At 43.0% G+C, this 19281-nt stretch carries 13 protein-coding genes; 2 read left to right on the forward strand and 11 right to left on the reverse strand.

Features of this window, described 5'->3' with window-relative positions; all coding sequences use genetic code 11:
* Positions 1-69: 69 nt before the first annotated feature.
* Positions 70-777 (reverse strand): DsbA family oxidoreductase, encoded by a 708-nt coding sequence (locus H8B17_RS15410; protein WP_190310111.1) that lies wholly within the window; start codon positions 775-777, stop codon positions 70-72.
* 200 nt (positions 778-977) lie between these two features.
* Here H8B17_RS15410 and H8B17_RS15415 point away from each other — a divergent pair, with 200 nt between their 5' ends.
* Positions 978-2162: a hypothetical protein gene (locus H8B17_RS15415; protein WP_190310112.1), complete on the forward strand. Its 1185-nt coding sequence runs from the start codon at positions 978-980 to the stop codon at positions 2160-2162.
* Positions 2163-2253: 91 nt separating this feature from the next.
* On the opposite strand, the gene H8B17_RS15420 is transcribed toward H8B17_RS15415, so the two are convergent.
* The 8 genes from H8B17_RS15420 to H8B17_RS15455 form a co-directional block, all read right to left on the reverse strand.
* Positions 2254-3804 carry a sulfatase family protein gene (locus H8B17_RS15420; protein ID WP_190310113.1) on the reverse strand — a complete coding sequence of 517 codons (1551 nt, stop codon included), beginning with the start codon at positions 3802-3804 and terminating at the stop codon, positions 2254-2256.
* Positions 3805-3810: 6 nt separating this feature from the next.
* Positions 3811-5331 (reverse strand): sulfatase, encoded by a 1521-nt coding sequence (locus H8B17_RS15425; protein ID WP_190310114.1) that lies wholly within the window; start codon positions 5329-5331, stop codon positions 3811-3813.
* A complete protein-coding gene (locus H8B17_RS15430; RefSeq protein ID WP_190310115.1) occupies positions 5318-6745 on the reverse strand; it encodes a RagB/SusD family nutrient uptake outer membrane protein in 1428 nt (475 codons plus the stop codon). Before H8B17_RS15430 ends, H8B17_RS15425 begins: the two co-directional genes overlap by 14 nt.
* A gap of 50 nt (positions 6746-6795) precedes the next feature.
* Complete coding sequence (locus tag H8B17_RS15435) at positions 6796-9903, reverse strand: SusC/RagA family TonB-linked outer membrane protein (protein ID WP_190310116.1); 3108 nt, start codon at positions 9901-9903, stop codon at positions 6796-6798.
* 62 nt (positions 9904-9965) lie between these two features.
* Entirely contained in the window at positions 9966-10229 is a 264-nt protein-coding gene (locus H8B17_RS15440) for a hypothetical protein (RefSeq protein ID WP_190310117.1), read from the reverse strand.
* 53 nt (positions 10230-10282) lie between these two features.
* The gene (locus tag H8B17_RS15445; protein WP_190310118.1) at positions 10283-11686 is read right to left on the reverse strand and encodes a sulfatase family protein; all 1404 of its coding nucleotides are present in this window, start codon (positions 11684-11686) and stop codon (positions 10283-10285) included.
* 19 nt (positions 11687-11705) lie between these two features.
* The gene (locus H8B17_RS15450; RefSeq protein WP_190310119.1) at positions 11706-13094 is read right to left on the reverse strand and encodes a RagB/SusD family nutrient uptake outer membrane protein; all 1389 of its coding nucleotides are present in this window, start codon (positions 13092-13094) and stop codon (positions 11706-11708) included.
* Positions 13095-13112: 18 nt separating this feature from the next.
* Complete coding sequence (locus tag H8B17_RS15455) at positions 13113-16223, reverse strand: SusC/RagA family TonB-linked outer membrane protein (protein ID WP_190310120.1); 3111 nt, start codon at positions 16221-16223, stop codon at positions 13113-13115.
* Between the two features lie 450 nt (positions 16224-16673).
* On the opposite strand from H8B17_RS15455, the gene H8B17_RS15460 reads away from it, so the two are divergent.
* On the forward strand, positions 16674-17075 hold the full coding sequence (locus H8B17_RS15460; RefSeq protein WP_190310121.1) for a GlcG/HbpS family heme-binding protein: 402 nt from the start codon (positions 16674-16676) through the stop codon (positions 17073-17075).
* Between the two features lie 83 nt (positions 17076-17158).
* Here H8B17_RS15460 and H8B17_RS15465 read toward each other — a convergent pair whose 3' ends face one another.
* Both H8B17_RS15465 and H8B17_RS15470 read right to left on the reverse strand, forming a co-directional pair.
* Entirely contained in the window at positions 17159-17875 is a 717-nt protein-coding gene (locus tag H8B17_RS15465) for a LytR/AlgR family response regulator transcription factor (protein ID WP_190310122.1), read from the reverse strand.
* Between the two features lie 79 nt (positions 17876-17954).
* A complete protein-coding gene (locus H8B17_RS15470; RefSeq protein WP_190310123.1) occupies positions 17955-19277 on the reverse strand; it encodes a RagB/SusD family nutrient uptake outer membrane protein in 1323 nt (440 codons plus the stop codon).
* Between the last annotated feature and the right edge of the window lie 4 nt (positions 19278-19281).

Consider the following 19281-nt stretch of genomic DNA (forward strand, 5'->3'; position numbering starts at 1 on the left):
TTCACGCAAACATAAAAAATAATTTGATACTTTAATAATAGCATACGCACCCCCAGCGAACCATGGAAATCACTCACATTTCCCGTCCGTCGTACAGCTTTGTCCTTCCGTAATCTCAAATTGACTTTCAGGATTTAGCTTACGCCACTCGGGAAAGGCTTTTTCGAGGTTTTGAAGAAAAGCTTCTGCCGGCTGTGCTCCGGATATTGCATATTTTCTGTCGATGACAAAAAACGGCACTCCCCTTACACCGATCTGCCTTGCTTCCTGGATGTCCTGCTTTACTAAATAAGCATATTTATCGTCCGTAAACGCCGTTTGCAGCTCTGTTTCATCCAATCCGATTTCTTTTCCTAATTGGGTTAACGTTTCGATATCTGCAATACTTTTACCCTCCGTAAAAAAAGCTTTGAACAAGCGTTCTTCTACTTCATCACCCAAGCCCTTGGTTTTAGCAAATTGGATCAACTGATGCGCCTTTTGCGAATTAACCACGACCGACCTGTCAAGGTGGTAATCCAAGCCTACTTGTTTGGCTGATTGGGTTACATTTTCCAGCATTCCTTTGACTTGTTCTACGCTCATTCCCTTTCTTTTCACCAAATATTCTTCTTGGGTTTCGTTGGCTACTTCGGGAATTGTAGGATCCAATTGGAAGCTTTTCCAAACGACCTCAATATGTTCTTTATCGGGAAATTGTGCCAATGCCGTTTCAAAATTTCTTTTCCCGATATAACAAAACGGACACATCACATCACTCCAAATTTCTATTTTCATCTCTTCTATCTTTTAATTTTATTTCCTTACCAATGCGCTATTCCAGCGTACTCGAAGTTACTGACAAACAGGTTCTTTATCAAGGGAAATATGTGGAACGTAAGTCATAAAAACCCCCTTTTGGGGGTATCCCAACAATTTTCGGCACCCTACCTTTACCATCAAAAAAGGAAAAGATTATAAACTAAAATAATTGAAAAATGAAAAAACACACAAAAATAGCCGGGTTATGTCTTGTAGCTGTAGCCCTGGCGCTGGTGAGCTGTTCGAAACAAGGTGATGATTGCGATCCCGACGACCCCAATAGCTCCTGCTACACAGACGAATCGCCTGGCTGCGCATTGGTCGAGGCATATGTAAACACCACTGTCGTTATCGAATCACCCACAACGTGGACAGCAGATAAGGTTTACCTCTTTGAGGGGACAGTCGTGGACGTCAAGTCAGAATTAACCATCGAACCCGGCACCGTGATGAAGTTTTCGAAATCATCGATCAATGTCCGGCCGAGTACGGCGGGTAAAATCATAGCCAAAGGTACCGCCGAAAAACGAATCGTGTTCACGTCCTATGCCGATCGCTCCCATTGTGGGAACACCCAACAAGATGAATCCGCTCAACCTGAAAAGGGAGATTGGGGCGGGCTTTACATTAACGGCGGGAACAACCATAGCTTTACCTACTGCGACTTCTTATATGCCGGTGGGCATTTCTCCGAGTCACACTCCACGGCGGTCAACATCAATACGAAGGCGGGCGACGCGTTTACGGTTGATCACTGCACATTTGCGCACACGTACTCCTCCCGTGGCGGTGCCGATGTGTCTCATTATGCATTCAGTGCCGGTTTCATCGATGCCACCCCCAACCCCAAGAACAGTCAGTTTACCAACAACGTGTTTTATGACAACGACAAACCTATAAATATCAATCCATTCCTTCCTGTCGACGCGAGCAATAAATTTCACAATCCGGCGGATCCAAGCCAAGGGAACGCCCGAAATTTTATACATATGTTTGCAAACAATCATCAATATGGAAATGTTACTTATGGCCATACAGAAGTACCTTATGTTATCACCGGAGGTATCTTCCACGGTCCACGGGAAAAACATACCATTACGATCGGTCCCAATGTCGTTGTAAAATTTCCCGGTCCGGCTAGTGGTATTTCAGTCTACCCCAATATCCGCGTGGTGAATTTACATCCCACCGCCATTCTCACCTCCTATAAAGACGACACACATGGTGGTGACAGCAACGGAGATGGTACCGCCACCTCGCCAGCCGCAGGAGATTGGATGGGTTTCCAGATAATCGTTCCAGCCCCAGATAAAAACCACTGGATGACTGGGGATAATATCTTATATGCACGTCCGCATTAAGCTGGACGGCTGTACCTCTATATAATTCTTCCAATTGTCTTCATAAAAGCTCTCGAATTCCGAGAGCTTTTACAACATATGCCCTGTTTCTTTAAATCTCCCCAGCAGCACGAAGAACCTCCTCTGCTTCTTTATCCTCATATTTTAGGATCAGCTCCCGCACTTTGCCACGCAAGGATTCCCGTACAGCACGATAATCCGGATGGTCAATAACATTCGATAACTCGTTTGGATCTTTCTGTAGATCAAAAAGCTCCCAATTGTTCAACTCACCATAAAACCGAACCAGTTTATATCGGTCGGTACGGATCCCAAAATGTGGATGAACGCGATGCGGCTGCGGAAATTCATAATAGTGGTAATATCCGGCATCCCGCCATTGCACACTATCTTCATTGTTCACCAGCAACGGTAAAAATGAGCTACCTTGAATATCACTTGGAATAGTTGCACCCGCTAAATCCAACACTGTCGGTGCCCAATCAATATTTAGGATCAGGTTTTGAAGATCAGAGCCCGGTTTTACGACGCCGGGATATCGGAGCACAAAAGGTGTCTTTAACGATTCCTCATAAATAAACCGTTTGTCAAACCATCCATGCTCTCCCAAATAAAAACCCTGATCCGAAGCGTATATCACCACCGTATTCTCTGCCAAACCGCTTTCATCCAAATAGTCCAATAATTCGCCTACATTTCGATCCAACGATTTTGCAGTAGAAAGATAATCTCTTAGATAGCGCTGATACTTCCATTCCACCAATTCCTTTCCTTCCAATTTCTTTTCCGCAAATTCTTTCGATATCTTGCTATAGTAGTCCGACAGTGCTTTTTCTTGTGCCGGCGTGTAGCGACCTTTGAACACCTGTCCTACTTTCAAATCCTGTCTTAACACCATGGTTTTGTCGATGGTCATATCCTGATCCTTAGCAGCTTCCCTTCCTTCATAATCGTCGTAAAACGTCTCGGGAATAGGAAAATTCACACTATCAAAAGCGCCGAGATCCTGAATATCAGGCATCCATTCCCGATGGGTAGCTTTGTGTCCTACCACCAAAAAGAAAGGCTTATCCGTCTCTTGCTGTTCTATAAACTCCTTAGCGAAAGTCGTGATGACATCCGTTACATAACCCTCGTGTCTCACGGTATCGCCGTTGTTATGGATAAAATCCGGATTATAATAATGTCCTTGACCAGGCAGTATCTTAAAATAATTCAAAGCCTCCGTAGGAAGCGTGCCCAAATGCCACTTTCCGACCCAAGCCGTATTATAGCCGGCTTTTTGCAACTCCTTTGTAAAAATTGCTTGGTTAAGATCAAAATTAGGGTTTTCATTTGTCTTAAAGCCATTCTTATGACTGTATTTACCGGTTAATAAAGTTGCCCGACTAGGTCCACAGATACTGTTTGTCACCAGTTGATTTTTAAGAATCACCCCTTCATTTGCAATCCGATCAATATTTGGCGTTTGAGCCAACGTATTTCCATACGCACTGATTGCTTGATAAGCATGGTCATCTGAAAAGATGAATACGATATTTGGACGTTTACGTTTAAAGGAATCCAGATGTTGTCCGAATGTACTGAATGCCACACCGGATAATAATCCAGCGAGCACGTAACTATATATTTTTCTGTTCATGATCATTTATTTTGCATTGTCTATTTCAATTTCATTAGGCCAGGGAATGAACCGCTCTGTTCTCTTCAAACGAGGCAACTGTGCTTGCCGTTCTTTGAGTTTTTGCGTCAACAGCTCCGCCAGTTCCATTGTTTTTTCAGGATGTGTATGAGCCAGGTTATGCTTCTCCCCTATGTCATTATCCAGATTATACAATGCCAGTGTTTGTTTCGTATAATCATAGATAAGCTTCCAATTCCCTATTCGCATGGCACTAGCCCATGAAGAAACAGAAAAATCTTCCTTGATCCATCGATTGGGATGATGCCATACCAATGCTCGCGTAGCATCGATCAAATCGGCATCCTGCAGGTACGGTAGCAGATTAATTCCGTCTACCGTCTGCACCACCTCTTTATCGTCCACACCAGCAATAGCGCGAATAGTAGAAAATAAATCCTCCACGATTACGGGATTTTTGGAAACAGCCTGTGGTTGGACCACCTTCGGCCACTTCACCACAAAAGGAATACGAATCCCGCCTTCATACACCGATCCTTTACCCGATCGCAGCGGCATATTATGCATGTCAGACGCTCCCCCTCTCGGTGGAACACGCGATAATCCGCCGTTATCCGACAAGAAGAATAGGACTGTATTTTCCGACAAGTTATTCTCCTCCAGATAATCCAGCACATCCCCTAAGCTCTTATCCACACCTTTTACCAACGATTGATAAGCCGCTTCAATGCTGTCTACCGACGTCCCATAAAACGAATCTACGTACCGTGGATCAGCCATTATTGGTGTATGTACGGCATAATGGCTCAAGTATAGAAAAAACGGCTGTGTTTGCTTCTCAACAGCTCCTACCGCCGCCAAGGCCGATTGGGTAAGTGCCTCCGTCAAAAAAATATCTTGTCCGTGAAATTGTTCGAGTCCTGGAACTGCATTACGGTCGGGAGAGCCGTTTCGACGTCGGTCAAAATTTTCCAAACCAAAATACGAAGCAGGATGTCCGATTTCACTCCCCGCAATATTGACATCGAAACCTATATTTTTAGGATCGGCAGCCGCAATCCCCTTACTCCCAAAGTGTGCCTTCCCCGCTAAAATAGTTCTGTAGCCGTTTTCTTTAAGTAAACGTGGTAGTGGTGTTGCCAAAAACGTCTTGTTTTCGCTTTTATCCGTTCCCAGACCATTTATATTCCAGTCCACCGCGTGAAATATTGTATCTGGATGATCCGTACTTCTATCCTTATCAGGATGTGTCCAATTAGTCACGCGGTGCCTTGCCGCATTTGTACCTGTAAGGAGGCTTACCCGTGTCGGTGTACAGAGCGGGGTTGCATACGCGTCCGAAAACTGGACACCGCTTCGCGCCAATTTTTTAAAATTGGGGAAAGCCGAGATATCCTGCCATCCTAAATCGTCCACGAGGAATACGATGATGTTGGGTTTGGGGTCTTCTTTTTCATAAAGTGTACCGGCACTACATAGGCCATGTACAAACAGCATGGTAAAAAGCAAAAATTTAATATCCATCATTTTGTATAAGATTTGGGTTTCTATCAATCTCACTTTGCGGGATTGGGTATCGTATTTGATAATCAAACGCCACCTTTCCCCTTGCTTTTGCATACTCAATAAAACGGCGATGTCTGATCAAGTCCTGTCTACGCAACTCTTCCGTAAAAAATTCCCAACCACGTTCTTTTAGGATATGGTCTCGTAAGGCCGTCTTATCTCCAAACGAAGATAAGGATAACGGCGGAACATTTGCTTTCTCCCGCACCTGGTTGATCAAATTTATTGATTCTTGGTTAGGTCCGTTTAACTCGTTGAGCGCTTCCGCCTTTGATAGTAAGATATCAGCATAGCGTACGACGGGAAAATCGTTGCCTAAGTCAGCCCCTGTCGCCGGCAAATCTTCCTGAAACTTAAAACTCCGTGCATCGTCTTTACCCAACGAAATTATGTTCCCATTTAAATCCTCATACGAAGTGATAATCACTTCCTTTCTTTCATCCGCCGGATGAAAAGAATCTAAAAAAGACGAAAGTGTCTTCAACTGCGTCGCATAGTTTGTTTTTACGGCACCTCTATACTTATAATTTGGAGGCGCAGCATGCGGCAGATAGTTCGTACCGAGCCCCGGTTGTGCTATATGCGGTCTTACATAAATAAATTCCCTGTTCTCTTCGTTTTCAATCAAGAATAAATCTGTTCGCTTTTGACTATCAAACAAGCCATATACTCCCAAATCAATCAGCTCATCTGCTCGCTCGACCACTTTATCCCATTTTCTATTATTCAAATAGAACTTGGTCAAAAATGCCCATGCGGCGCCCTTTGTTGCCCGTCCGTATTCGGCTTGTTCAACAGGCAGAACGGCACTCACTTCCAATAACTCATTTTCTACGAATCGAACAAATTCTTCTTGTTCAGCTCTAGACGGTCTATCGTCAGCATTCACCTCGCTACTGATAATCAACGGAACCGGTCCAAATAAATCGTACAGGTACATATAATTGCTCGCCCTTAGAAAACGCGCTTCGGCAATGATCTCGTTTTTCCTATTTTCGTCGAAGTCTATATTTGGAACATGATCTATTACTAAATTTGCTTTATAAATGGCACTGTAATACCTTGACCAAGCCGTCTCAAAAAACTCATGCGCAGGATTCCATGTGAAATCCTCTAACGGCTGTGCCAAACCCCGTAATCCGCCCTCGCGTATAATGAGCAAATCCGTATTCACTTCGGCCATGACCAAAATATTCCGAAAGCCATCCGTGCCTTGCTTCTGTTCGGCTGCGTATGCGGCCAACAACAGTGATTCGGCATCTTCTTGGCTGTTAAAAAAATTATCCGGGCCAAAAGACGAATACACCGTTTCGTCCAGCGCATGCTGGCAGGAAAACAACAAGAACACGAGCAATAACCCAATACTATTTTTCATTTTTATTTTTACCTTCATCTTTATCTAATTTTTTATACACTTCCATCTCGCTATTTACCCGTTTTAAGGCTGGCATTGATACCGAAAATATAAGATCTCGTCAACGGATAGGCGTTAAAATCTGCCCTTACGTTCGAGGTTCCAAATGCGCTAACCTCCGGATCGGAGCCTGCATAATCCGTGATCGTAAACAGGTTCTGTGCCGTAAAATGAAAACTCAACGCGTCAAAAAAAGCATTGTTCTTTAACGGTAGCTGATAGCGCAACTGTACATTTTTTAACCGTATATACGATGCATTTTCGACCGCCCGGCTATTGACGTTGCTCGCGTACGAAACAGCAACCGGCACGGAAGAAGAATTCGTATTGCTGGGATTCTCAGGTGTCCAACGGTCCAAGTACGCGTCGCGCAGTCGGTTTCTGCGAAACGAAATAGGGTTTTCCGAATCCGCGCGGTTCATATAGAACAACGAACTTCCAGAAACCCCTTGGATAAAAAATGAAAGTCCAAACGATTTATAGCTAAAGTCGTTGTTTACACCATACGTAAAATCTGGAAATGGGGAACCCAAAATAGTGCGGTCATTGGCATCTATGCGTCCATTACCGTCTACGTCCTTATAGCGGTATTCACCCGGGCGTGATAAAGGCTGTGATGAGTTCTCTATATCATCGTCCAACTGGAATACTCCCGCTATCTGATAGCCATAATACGCATTCAATGGTTGCCCCTCCTGTATGATCGTAAAATCGTTAATAAATCCCGCCGATCCCCCAAGAATGAATGGCAACCCGCCCAGATCGGTCACTTCATTTCTAATTGCCGACACGTTTATATTCGATTTCCATTTAAATGCCCGATCGATATTCACGGTGTTCAACCCGAACTCAAAACCATAATTTTTTACGCCTCCCACGTTTCTAAGTGTCGTATTAAAACCCGTTGTTCTGGGAACAGGCAATAGTAACAGTAAATCTTGGGTGTTCTTATGAAAAAAATCAACACTACCTGTTATGCGGTGGTCTAAGAATCCGAAATCAACACCGATATCAAATTGCCTTGTTGTTTCCCATTTCAGATTGGGGTTAGGCAGCTGAACGGCCGATACCCCGACTTTCGACGTCCCGCCCAGTACCGCCTCGCCAGAAGGCCCGAACAACACCAAGGAGTTGTAATTTCCAATTTCCTGATTGCCCGTAAGCCCGTAACTCGTACGGATTTTCAGATCCGACAGAAAAGAAACATCTTTCAAAAAAGCCTCATCCTTTATGTGCCAGCCAATCGCTGCCGAGGGGAAAAAACCAAACTTATTCGACTCCCCAAACCGAGAAGAACCATCTGCCCGGAACGTAAATGTCAACAAGTACTTTTGCAATAGATTATAGTTTACACGGCCTAGATACGATTGCAATTGATTTCGCGTCCGTTCGCTACCCACGCCGTAAGTAGGTTGCAATCCCGCACCTATATTATCGGTGTATAATGCATCCAAAGGAAATCCTTGTGCATTGGCCGAAAGTCCGCGGAATTCAAATTCTTGAAAAGTATACCCCAATAAAGCCTCTATGCCATGCACTCCAGTTTGCTTTTTATAGGTTGCCGTCAATTCCAATAGATTATTTTGTGCCTCATTAGATCTTATATTCGCGATCCCCTTAGTTCCTTCACCTCGCTTTAATAACCTACTGATGTAGCTATCCCTTCTAGCATTCTGGCGATCAAAGCCCACATTGGCACGTACGGAAAGCTCGGGAAGAACTGCATATTCGGCATACACATTTCCAAACGTCCGGTTTGTTTTTCCGTCATCCCTTATCTCCTGACTCAATGCATACGGATTTTCCAGATTGACGATACGCGTCACGCCGTACGATCCATCTTCTTGAAAAACCGGCAAGGTAGGGTCCTGAAACAAGGAAGAATAGATAATACCGGCACTTTCATTAATACTTACGCCACTCGGCGCATATTGGTCATCAATGGAACTACCGTTTAAGTTAATCCCAAACTTAATCCGATCAGATTGGTAATCCAGGTTCGCTCTACCAATATATTTCTTTAAGCCGGAATTTAATATTACGCCCTGTTGGTTAGCATAGTTCAATGACGCGTGTACACTTAACTTATCCGCACCGCCAGAAAACGTCACGTGATGATCTTGCAAAGCTGCATTTCTATAGATTTCGTTCTGCCAGTCCGTACCTGCCCCCACTTGTCGAATCTGCTCTTCCGTAAACTCGGGAGCCTCGCCAAGATCAGATTTAATATCATTCAGAAAAGACATGTATTCCTGCGCGTTCAACATTTCTATTCGATTGGCAACAGATTGTATACCTGTAGAAACGTTATAACCGAGCGCAAATCTATTCCCCTCACCTTTTTTAGTTGTTATCAGGATTACACCGTTTGCCGCCCTCGATCCATAGATAGCAGTGGCCGATGCATCCTTCAATATTTCTACAGATTTGATATCGTTCGGGTTTAATGCATTGAGTGGATTTCGGGGAGAAGGATCGCCTACCACGGATGAACTCGGTGATATAGGTGTGTTGTTAATGGGCAAGCCATCTATGACATACAGCGGCTCATTACTCGCATTGATCGAATTCGCTCCTCGTATCCGGATAGAGACACCTCCCCCCGGTTCACTGCTCGACTGCGTTACCTGTACACCCGGCGCTCTACCCGCAATCAATTGATCCACGGACTGTTGAAAACCTTTATTAAAATCTGCCGCTTCCAAGGAAGTTACCGAACCGGTAAGATCCCTTTTTTTCTGAGTACCATACCCGACTACTACCACCTCATCAAGGTCTTTGGAAGACGGGCTCAGCTCTATAACGGTTGGTGAGGATTGGACGACCACCGTTTTCGTTTCGTATCCCAGATAGCTCACAATAAGCGTAAAGGGCAACTTTTGACCCGTCACAAAAGCAAACTGACCGGCACGGTCGGTCTGTACACTGTGTGTTACGGCATCCAACCGTACGGTCACGCCTGCTATAGGATCTTTTGTTACAGCATCAATGACCTGTCCCGTCAACGATGCATTAATAATGGGTTTAGGGTCTATTTGGGAATACGCTTTCGTGGCAATTAGATTTGCATAAAGCAATAAAAGACAGACTGCGCACATCCGTACTGCATTTTTTTTCATTAGTATAAATATGTTTAGTAGTGAAAAACACAAGTGCCAACGCCAATTGAATACTTGTTTTATTATTTTTTGCCCGGTACTTTATCCCTATTTGACCGAATAAGTCGGGTTGTGTCTGTACCCTGTTCATTTTCTATTCTTGGGGCGGCTACTTGCATTATCAAAGCGGCACGGCTAATCGTTGACTTACCAGCACAAGTAATCGCACAGCTTTCCATTGCATTTGTTTCGGTATTTGACGATTGTGGAATAGGATAACTTCCACTCAACAAAGGCAGAACTAAAAAGACAAAAAAGATCTTCGGTGTGTTATTTGTTATTTTCATTTTTAATAGATTTATTTACCACGATGCAGAATGGCTCACATCATTTCACATTTTTATAAAATATCCAATTGACTTACGACGGGCACAATCGTTTTACTGTGTCCTTCTGCAAGTGAAGACAAAGCCTCTACGATATCTTCGTGCTGATCTGCAATATCTTCAGCTTCACCGATATCTTCATTCAGATTATGCAATTTCGGTTTTTCCAATTTTTTCAGTTGGTCAGGGTAGCCTTTTTCACTATTTTCATAAAAGCTTAATTTATATGGTCCCTGACGTACAGCCACGAGTGTTGAAGCATGATAATAGAACATTTCATTCCTTGGGCTTTTTTCCGTACTTCCATTTAGGACCTTCGTCAAATCGTATCCATCAAAAACCCGGTCGTTTGGCAAATCTGCCCCAGCAAGATTGGCAAAGGTTACCAACACGTCCAATGTACTTCCTATTTCTGTAACCTGTCCTGGTGTTACATGATCTGGCCCCCAAAAAATTGCGGGGACGCGTACCCCACCTTCGTAACTATTCCCCTTAGCGCCATACAATGGTCCTGACGAACCACCCAATTCTTTAAATATTTTCCAAGGACCATTGTCCGTTACAAACACCACATACGTATTTTTATCCAAACCGTTTTTCTTCAAGGCTTCGACAATCTTCCCCACACTCCAATCTATTTCTTCGATAACATCACCATATAGGCCCCGCGCACTTTTACCTTTAAACTTTTCGTTTGCAAACAGTGGGACATGCGGCATGGAATGCGCTAGATAAAGAAAAAACGGTTCACCTTGATTTTTCGAAATAAACTCAATCGCTTCATCTGTGTACCGCTCCGTCAAGGTATTTTGGACAGCCGGACGTTCAATTATCTCCTCATTGCGAAGTAGCGGAACTTGAAAATATTCATTCTTAGGTTGCGTAATAGCTTGGAGATACGGAATAGAATCGACCCGATCCATATCATTACTATATGGAATTCCATAATAATAATCAAATCCATGCCGCGTTGGTAAAAACTCCGGTAGACTTCCTAAGTGCCATTTACCTATAATTCCCGTGTGATAACCTTTTTGTTTTAATAAACGTGCGATCGTTATCTCTGATGCAGGAAGACCGCCTTTAGAATCCGGAAAGAGCACCCTTCTTTTCTCTCCTTGCATCCCACTTCTAATCGGTAAACGCCCCGTCATCAACGCTGCTCGTGACGGTGTACACACGTTGGCTGCCACATAGAAATTTGTCCATTTCTGTCCTTCGGCGGCCAATTGATCAATATGAGGTGTCTTTATCGTAGGGTTACCATACGTACCCAAGTCTCCATACCCTTGATCGTCCGTAAATATCAAGATAAAATTTGGCTGTGATGCCGATTGGCTCTGCTGGGCGTATCCATTTAGAAGCAGTCCGTATACTGCAATAAATACTCCTGCTGATTTTACTAAAAAGTTTTTCATGATTTTAATTTTGTGATTATTAATATCCATCGTTTTGTTCCAGGTTAGGGTTAGCATCAATTTCTGTTTGCGGAATAGGAAAAAGGACGTGATGCGCTTTTGCAGCAGTTTTACCTCGTCTGTTTGCCTCAGAGATGAAAATTCCCTGACGCACCTGATCACTCCTTCGCGCCTGTTCGTACCAAAACTCCCATGTCCGTTCCTTAAAAATTTGTTCTCTAAGTGTTTCCTTGCTGAAGTCTCCAAGTTGCAACGATGCTGGTAGTGCTCGCTGCCGTACCTGATTCAATAGATCTATCGATTCCGCATTGGGTCCATTCAATTCATTTAGCGCTTCCGCCCTACTGATCAGCACATCTGCATAACGTAAGACTGGCACATCATTTCCATAAGAAGCACCAATCGCATCCTTATCAAATTCATATTTTCCAGGATAAGATCGGTTATTCCCTAAAAGTTGTACAAAAACACCATTCGTATTGGTATATGAGGTAATAATCAATTCACGTCTTTTATCATTAGCAGCAAATGAGTTGACAAAATCATCAAAAAGATATACCTGTGAGGCATAGATCGTTTGGTTTGGAAGATGTGGGTAGTCTGTAGGAAAGGTATTCGCCACAAACGGATTTCCCAGCTGCGGAGTAGACTGTATTGTCCAGATAAGTTCTGCATTACCCTCATTTTCAATCAAAAACAACTTGGCATAATCACTAAACAAGCTATATTCCTGCAATTCGATAATTTCACCAGTGATATCAGCACATTCTTGCCATCTCTTTGTATTTAAATACAATTTTGCGAGGAAGCTTAACGCCGCTCCCTTCGTTGCTTTTCCATATACAGACTGCTTAACCGGCAAAATATCAGCTGCTTCCAGCAAATCTTGCTCAATAAAAGCTACGGTCTGCTCTTCCGTAACACGTGATTGAAGGTAGTCATCGTCCGGACTCTTGTACAAGGGGAGCCGTCCGAACCAATCGTGTAACCAATAATAGCTAATTCCCCTTAAAAATTTGGCTTCCGCAATTAGTTGCGTATCATTAGCCGGGTCAGCATTTTTTAAAATAATGTTGACGTCGCGTATCACACTATACAATCGTGTCCATATTCCGCTAAAATACGGATGGTTGCTATCCCATGTAAAATTGCACAAAGGCGTAAAGTTTGCTTCAATTGCACCGTACTCATTCCAGTTTTCACCAGAAGTCATACCCGATGTGAAAAAGTATTCATAGTTTCTGAGCTGTGCATTGCCATAAGCGGAGGTGAGCAGTGACTGCAGACCCTCTGGAGAATTTGCATAGTTATCGTCCAATTCAGAATAAAGGTCTTCCTGGAGTAAAGAATCACAGGAGGACGTCGCAAAGATTAATAATACAAGCGGTATATATTTTGAAATTTTCATCTGATTAAATATTACGAATTAAAATGATACATTTAAACCAGCAGACCACACCCTCGCCAACGGATATGTATTTAAATCTATTCGGGCACTACTTCCCCCTAACGCATTGGCTTCCGGATCATACCCAACGTAGTTACTAATGGTAAATAGGTTTTGTGCAGACAAAAATACCTGAATTCCCCTGACAGACTTTGTCGAGCGTAATGGAAGATTATAATTCAATTGAATATACTTTAACCGCAGATAAGAAGCATCTTGCAGCGCTAACGTGTTGGATTTCCCCCCACCATACGAGGTTGGTTCGGTCGCTGATGGCCATTTCGCATCAGGATTATCTATCGTCCAACGATCTTCAACAGTAATGCTCAACATGTTTCGCCGGTAATTGCTTGGATAAAGGCTTTCCAGAATATTACCATTTAAGATATCCCCGCCATACTGCCCTTGAAACAAGAAATTTAAACTAAAATCTCCATAAGCTACCTCATTACGCCACCCATAGGTGAAATCTGGATAAGGATTACCTATTATTTGCTGATCGTCAGCATTTATTCTCCCGTCGTTATTCACATCTTCAAAAATTGGATATCCCGGCCGGGAAGATGGCTGCGCACTATTTGCAATTTGGTCCACATCGTTAAAGATACCTATCACCTTGTAGCCGTAATAAGAAAATGCAGGTTCACCTTCCGTGATGATCGCTACATTCCCAATATTTGCCGCACTTCCCGTGAGTATCCGCTTAGCATCTCCCAAATCTGTTACCTTATTCTTTATGAGCGTGAAATTTAGTGACGAGGTCCATCTAAATTTGTTTTTTTGTATGATATCACCAGACAGATAAAATTCTATACCGCTGTTCCTCATGCTTCCGATATTCGAAAGAATCGAGCGATATCCTGTTCCTGATGGCAATGGTAGTTCAATCAGCATATCCTTTGTCGATTTCACGAAATAATCGGCGGTAAGGCTTAATCTGTTTTGAAAGAAAGAGGCGTCTACTCCTATATTTGACTGTGCAGTAGACTCCCATTTTAGATCACGGTTACCGATTCTAGATGGCGAGGTTCCTACCACTAACGTATTTCCTGATACAAAGGTTCCTCCTGTTGTGAAGGTTTGTAACGAATTGTAGTTTCCGATATCTTGGTTGCCCGTAACACCATAGCTTCCTCTTAACTTTAAGTTATTAAAGAATTGAGGAATAAATGGCTCATTTGAAAGTAGCCAACCTGCTGCTACTGACGGAAAATAACCAAATTTATTATCGGTCCCAAAACGCGAAGATCCGTCCGCCCGAAGCGTCCCTGTCAGGATATACTTATCATTATGGGTATAGTTAACCCTACCTAGATACGATAACAGCGTATTTTCTGCTTTTCCGCTATTGAGCGAAGCCGTTGCGATATCACCTAAGTTCAGGTTATTTGTAGCGAGGTTGTCTGATGGGAAATTTCCTATCGAGCCACCAAAACGTTTAATTTGAAAATTCTGATAAGTGATCCCGCCGAGCACATCGAGTGTATTCCCTCCCGCAAATTGTTTATTGTAATGCATCGTATATTCCCCCAGAATATCTTGTTTTTCAAGCGTTGCTATGTTGGCTATCCCGTTTTGTGCCGCGCCCCGAATCGTGAGCGTACTATTAAAAATATCCCTACGCTGTGAAAAAAGATCCGTTCCCAGATTAACCTTAGCCTTAAGTCCATTTGCGATTTCATATTCAAAGAAAACATTTCCAAGCGTTCGGTTTAGAGTACTTTCGTTCTGGATACCGTTGACAAGGCTTAAGGGATTGTTAATCGTCAAAAACGATGAACGAGTAAATGAGCCATCCGGATGGTAGATAGATTCGGTTGGATCATATAATAATGCCGCATTGATAGGTCCTGCAGATTCATTGATGCTATTGCCGTCAACCGCATTATTATCTATTATCCTACTGGTTGTTATGTTGATACCAAACTTACCTTTTGCAGCAAAAGTACCATCCAGATTCACCCGACCAGCATATCTATCCATTCCGGTGTTACGTACGATACCATCTTGAGAAGTAACATTTAAGGATGTAAAATAAGATAACGATTCCGATCCTCCCGATAGGGATAGATTGTGATCATGTACAGCTGCTTTCCGTAAAATTGCATTTTGCCAATCGGTTCCTGAACCAATTGCCGCGATCGCTTCATAATCAAAAACGGGATCGCTCCCACGCTCAACTGATAGTTGATTAACCACATCAATATATTCCGCAGTATTCAAGATATCTATCCTATTCGCTAACGATTGTACACCGACATTAAGCCCATAGTTTAATCTCTTCTGACCCGCAGTACCTCTTTTGGTTGTTATCAAAATAACACCATTGGCGGCCCTTGATCCATAAATAGCGGTAGCCGAAGCATCTTTCAATACTTCAATTGATGCGATATCACTGGGATTAATTGAATTTATTGGATTTTTCGCGACGAGGTTATTTGCTATTCCCCCTTCTCCAGAAGAAGAAGTGAGGTTGGCTGAATTATCAATAGGCAACCCATCTATCACATAGAGCGGGCTGGATCCGGCGTTAATCGAATTATTACCTCTAATACGAACGTTAACACCCCCTCCCGGTTCCGAACTAGACTGCTGTATATTAACGCCAGCTGCACCTCCCTGTAAAAGCTGATCTACAGATGTTACTGCGCCTCCCCTATTAAAATCAGTCTCCTTCAAACTGGAAACCGAACCCGTTACATCTCTTTTTTTCTGCACACCATATCCGACCACAATAACTTCGTCGATATCTTCTGAAACCGGAAATAATTCTATTATTGTTGGAGATGTGTTTACTACTACTGTTTTCGACTCATAACCTATATAGGAGATCGACAATGTGAACGGCAATTTCTGGCCAGTTACAAATTGAAATCTTCCATCCCGATCTGTCTTAACACTATGCGTAACCGCATCTAATTGAATAGTTACACCCTCAAGCGGACCCTTAGAAACCCCATCTATAACAGACCCTGTCAATGTAGCATTGATGATTGGTATCGGCGACACTTGTCCGTAAGTATGTACTATACAAAAGAATAATACCATAGCCGACAAAGATGAATACCGAAGTACTCTTATATATTTCATAAAAAATAGCTAATGTTGAATGATGCAAAAGTCAATAGTAATTGACTTTTATAGTGAATAAGTAGCCCTACGAATGAATTTAATTTCTTCGTTTTGTTGCTTTAAGATAGCACGGTATTAACGGCACATTCGACAAGAACCACAAAATAAAATGTGGAAGGGAAGGTTAGATAAGAATCTCTTTAAAGAGTCAATGTCATACTTTTTCATTACGATAATTGTTTATTAGTAAAAATTATACTCGTTGCCAACGCCAATTGATGAACGATGGGACAAAGATATAAATACCCATATAAAAAACTACTAAAAAGGTAGACTTTTTTTTTAATCCTGTATTTCCCTATTATACTACAATTGCTGTATTACTATTCTTCTCCTAGATTACCGTTTTGGTATTGTATTTTATAAACGATAACTTTACTGTTCATCAGTTAGATAAATCATACAATCATGGGTAACATCACATTAGAACAGGCGCGCAAAGTAATAGACGCTGCCCTTAAAAAATCAGAAGAATTAGGCGTAAAAATGAATATTGCAGTCGTCGACTCAGGAACTAATTTAGTTGCATTCAACAAAATGGACGATGCTTGGTTGGGTTCGATTGATATCTCACAGAAAAAGGCACGTACGGCTCGGTATTTTAATATGAATACTGGCGAAATCGGTAAACTATCGCAACCGGGTGGCTCACTTTACAACATCGAGCACTCCAACAATGGTCTCATCACCTTTCCTGGTGGCGTTTTGATAAAAGACGGAAACGGTACAATCCTAGGTGCTATTGGTGTAAGTGGTAGTACCGTCGAAGACGATCATGCGGTTGCGACATCGGGCGCTAACGCTTTGTGATGCCCACAACATAGAAATATCCGCGTTGGAATTCAAATGGGCATCTGGTTGATAACGCCCAAGAAGATTAATACGAAATTAATCTATCGCCCTAGCCACTCCTGGAAGAGAATTGAACGTTCCTGACTTACAATTACATCTGTATCATTTTCAGGAAGCAGTTTTATCTTAACACGACCACGGCTTATTTTCACCATGGATACAATGGCATCGATATGCACCATAAATTTGCGGTTCACTTGAAAGAAAAAGGTCGGATCCAGTTTTGCGGCTATCCCCATCAAGGTATCCTCCATGATGTAACGTCCACCCGATTTTTCGATAACAAATAAAATCTTGTCTTCCGCCATAAAGTAGGCGATATCACTCACCGGGAGCGATTTGAGATGGATCCCATATTTGACCAGAAAGCGATTTTTGTAACGCGGTTCGTCCGAAGGCAGTAGTTTTCTCACCTTGGCTATAGCGCGCTCCAGATCCTCTGCATCGAAAGGTTTCAACAGGTATGCATAACCTTGGTTCTGAAAAGCATCCAGCGCATAATCGTCGTACGCCGTTGTAAAAATAACTGGCGCCGATACCGGCACTTGTTTAAACACCTCAAGACTAATTCCGTCTGCCAGATGAATATCCATAAAGATCAAATCCGGCTTATTTTTTCTAAGCCATTCCACCGCATCCCGAATCGTATCCAACCTAACCAAGTTAGGGTTTTCAGCAAGCAGCGACGTCGCCAGCATATCCCGAAGGCTATTCCAAGCCCATTCTTCATCCTCTACCACAAGTATTTGCCAAGCCATACGGTAAAAATAGAAAAAATCCCTTATGCTACGACCATAGCATAAGGGATTTTTCAAACAGTGTGGGCCAGAAACTAAACTAAAGCAGTTCGGGGTTATTCTCGATCGCCTCTCTCGGATAGCGGATCGTATACCGTGGATCTTCCTTCTGTAGCGTATACGTTTCACCCAAGAAAAGATGTTGGATTTCGGGACGTCCCCAGCGTTTTAAGTCATACCAGCGCAAGCCCTCTAAAGCCAATTCACGAGTCCGCTCCTCCTGCAGGAATTCCAACAGTTCTTCGTTCGATAGTGCATCCAACTTATTTTCCTGTTCCGAAGCAGCCGATGCCGACAATCGATGTTGCGCTAACGTACGAAATGCTTCCAAGGCTACCGTTTTGTTGTCTAGATGCAACGCTGCTTCCGCGACAATCAAATAAAGCTCGCCATTTCTAAAACTGACCTTAAATCGGTTATCCCCTCCTTTAAGCGATCTGTATTCATTGCCGGATTTTTTAAAATAGTATGCAAAACGTTGATCGTTAACCTGATCATACAGCGAGATGATATGCTCCGAAACGTTCGTACTAGATTGTAATTGCGCTGTAGACGGATTGTCCCAAGCCTGGATAGATTCGACCGATTCAAAATCATTGGGCAAGAGTGCCTCTCCGTCATTTAAATCTACCAGCCCGCCTTCTATCGCCAAGGCCGTCTGCGCTTCCGATAGCGCCTGTTTCCATTCTGAACGATAGAGATGTAAACGTGCCGCGAAAGCATGCAGCGCCCGTTTACTAAACCGGTACCGGTGCTCCGAAGGTTGATTACCGATCTGCATCAGTTCCGTTGCACGCGCCATATCATTCGCAATAAACGTATATACCTCCTCTACTGTGCGAACAGGAAACTTCTGCTCCAGATCTATCGTCTCTGCGATAGGTACTCCCCTGTGCTGTTTGTTAGCATCACTATATACAGGCGCATAACAGTTGAGCAGTTCAAAATGGCTGTACGCCCGCAATAGGTAGGCTTCCGCCTTTAGCTGCTTCGTTACCTCATTATCACCCAATTTATCATCGATTTCTGTCAACAGCAAATTCGCATAAAATATACTCTTGTAGAACGTCGCCCAAGGATAAGACAGTGTTGTCGGATCGGGCGCTTGGTCATTCCAGATATAAATATCTTTCAGAACCGCCATGTCCGTGGAAAATTCATCCAATAGCAATTCGTCGGTCCGTAAGGATAATAAAGATTTATGTGTCGGAAAAACCGAATATCCACTGGTCAGCAACGCCCGAAAGTCGGATTCGGTCGAGGGTACAACCGTTCCCACAGGCTGTATATCCAAGTATCTATCGCAGGAATGCATAAATACCCCTGCGATGGCTATGCATATATAAATAAATTTTTGTCTCATATCA

Source organism: Sphingobacterium arenae (assembly GCF_014692505.1).
Classification (GTDB): Bacteria; Bacteroidota; Bacteroidia; order Sphingobacteriales; family Sphingobacteriaceae; genus Sphingobacterium; species Sphingobacterium arenae.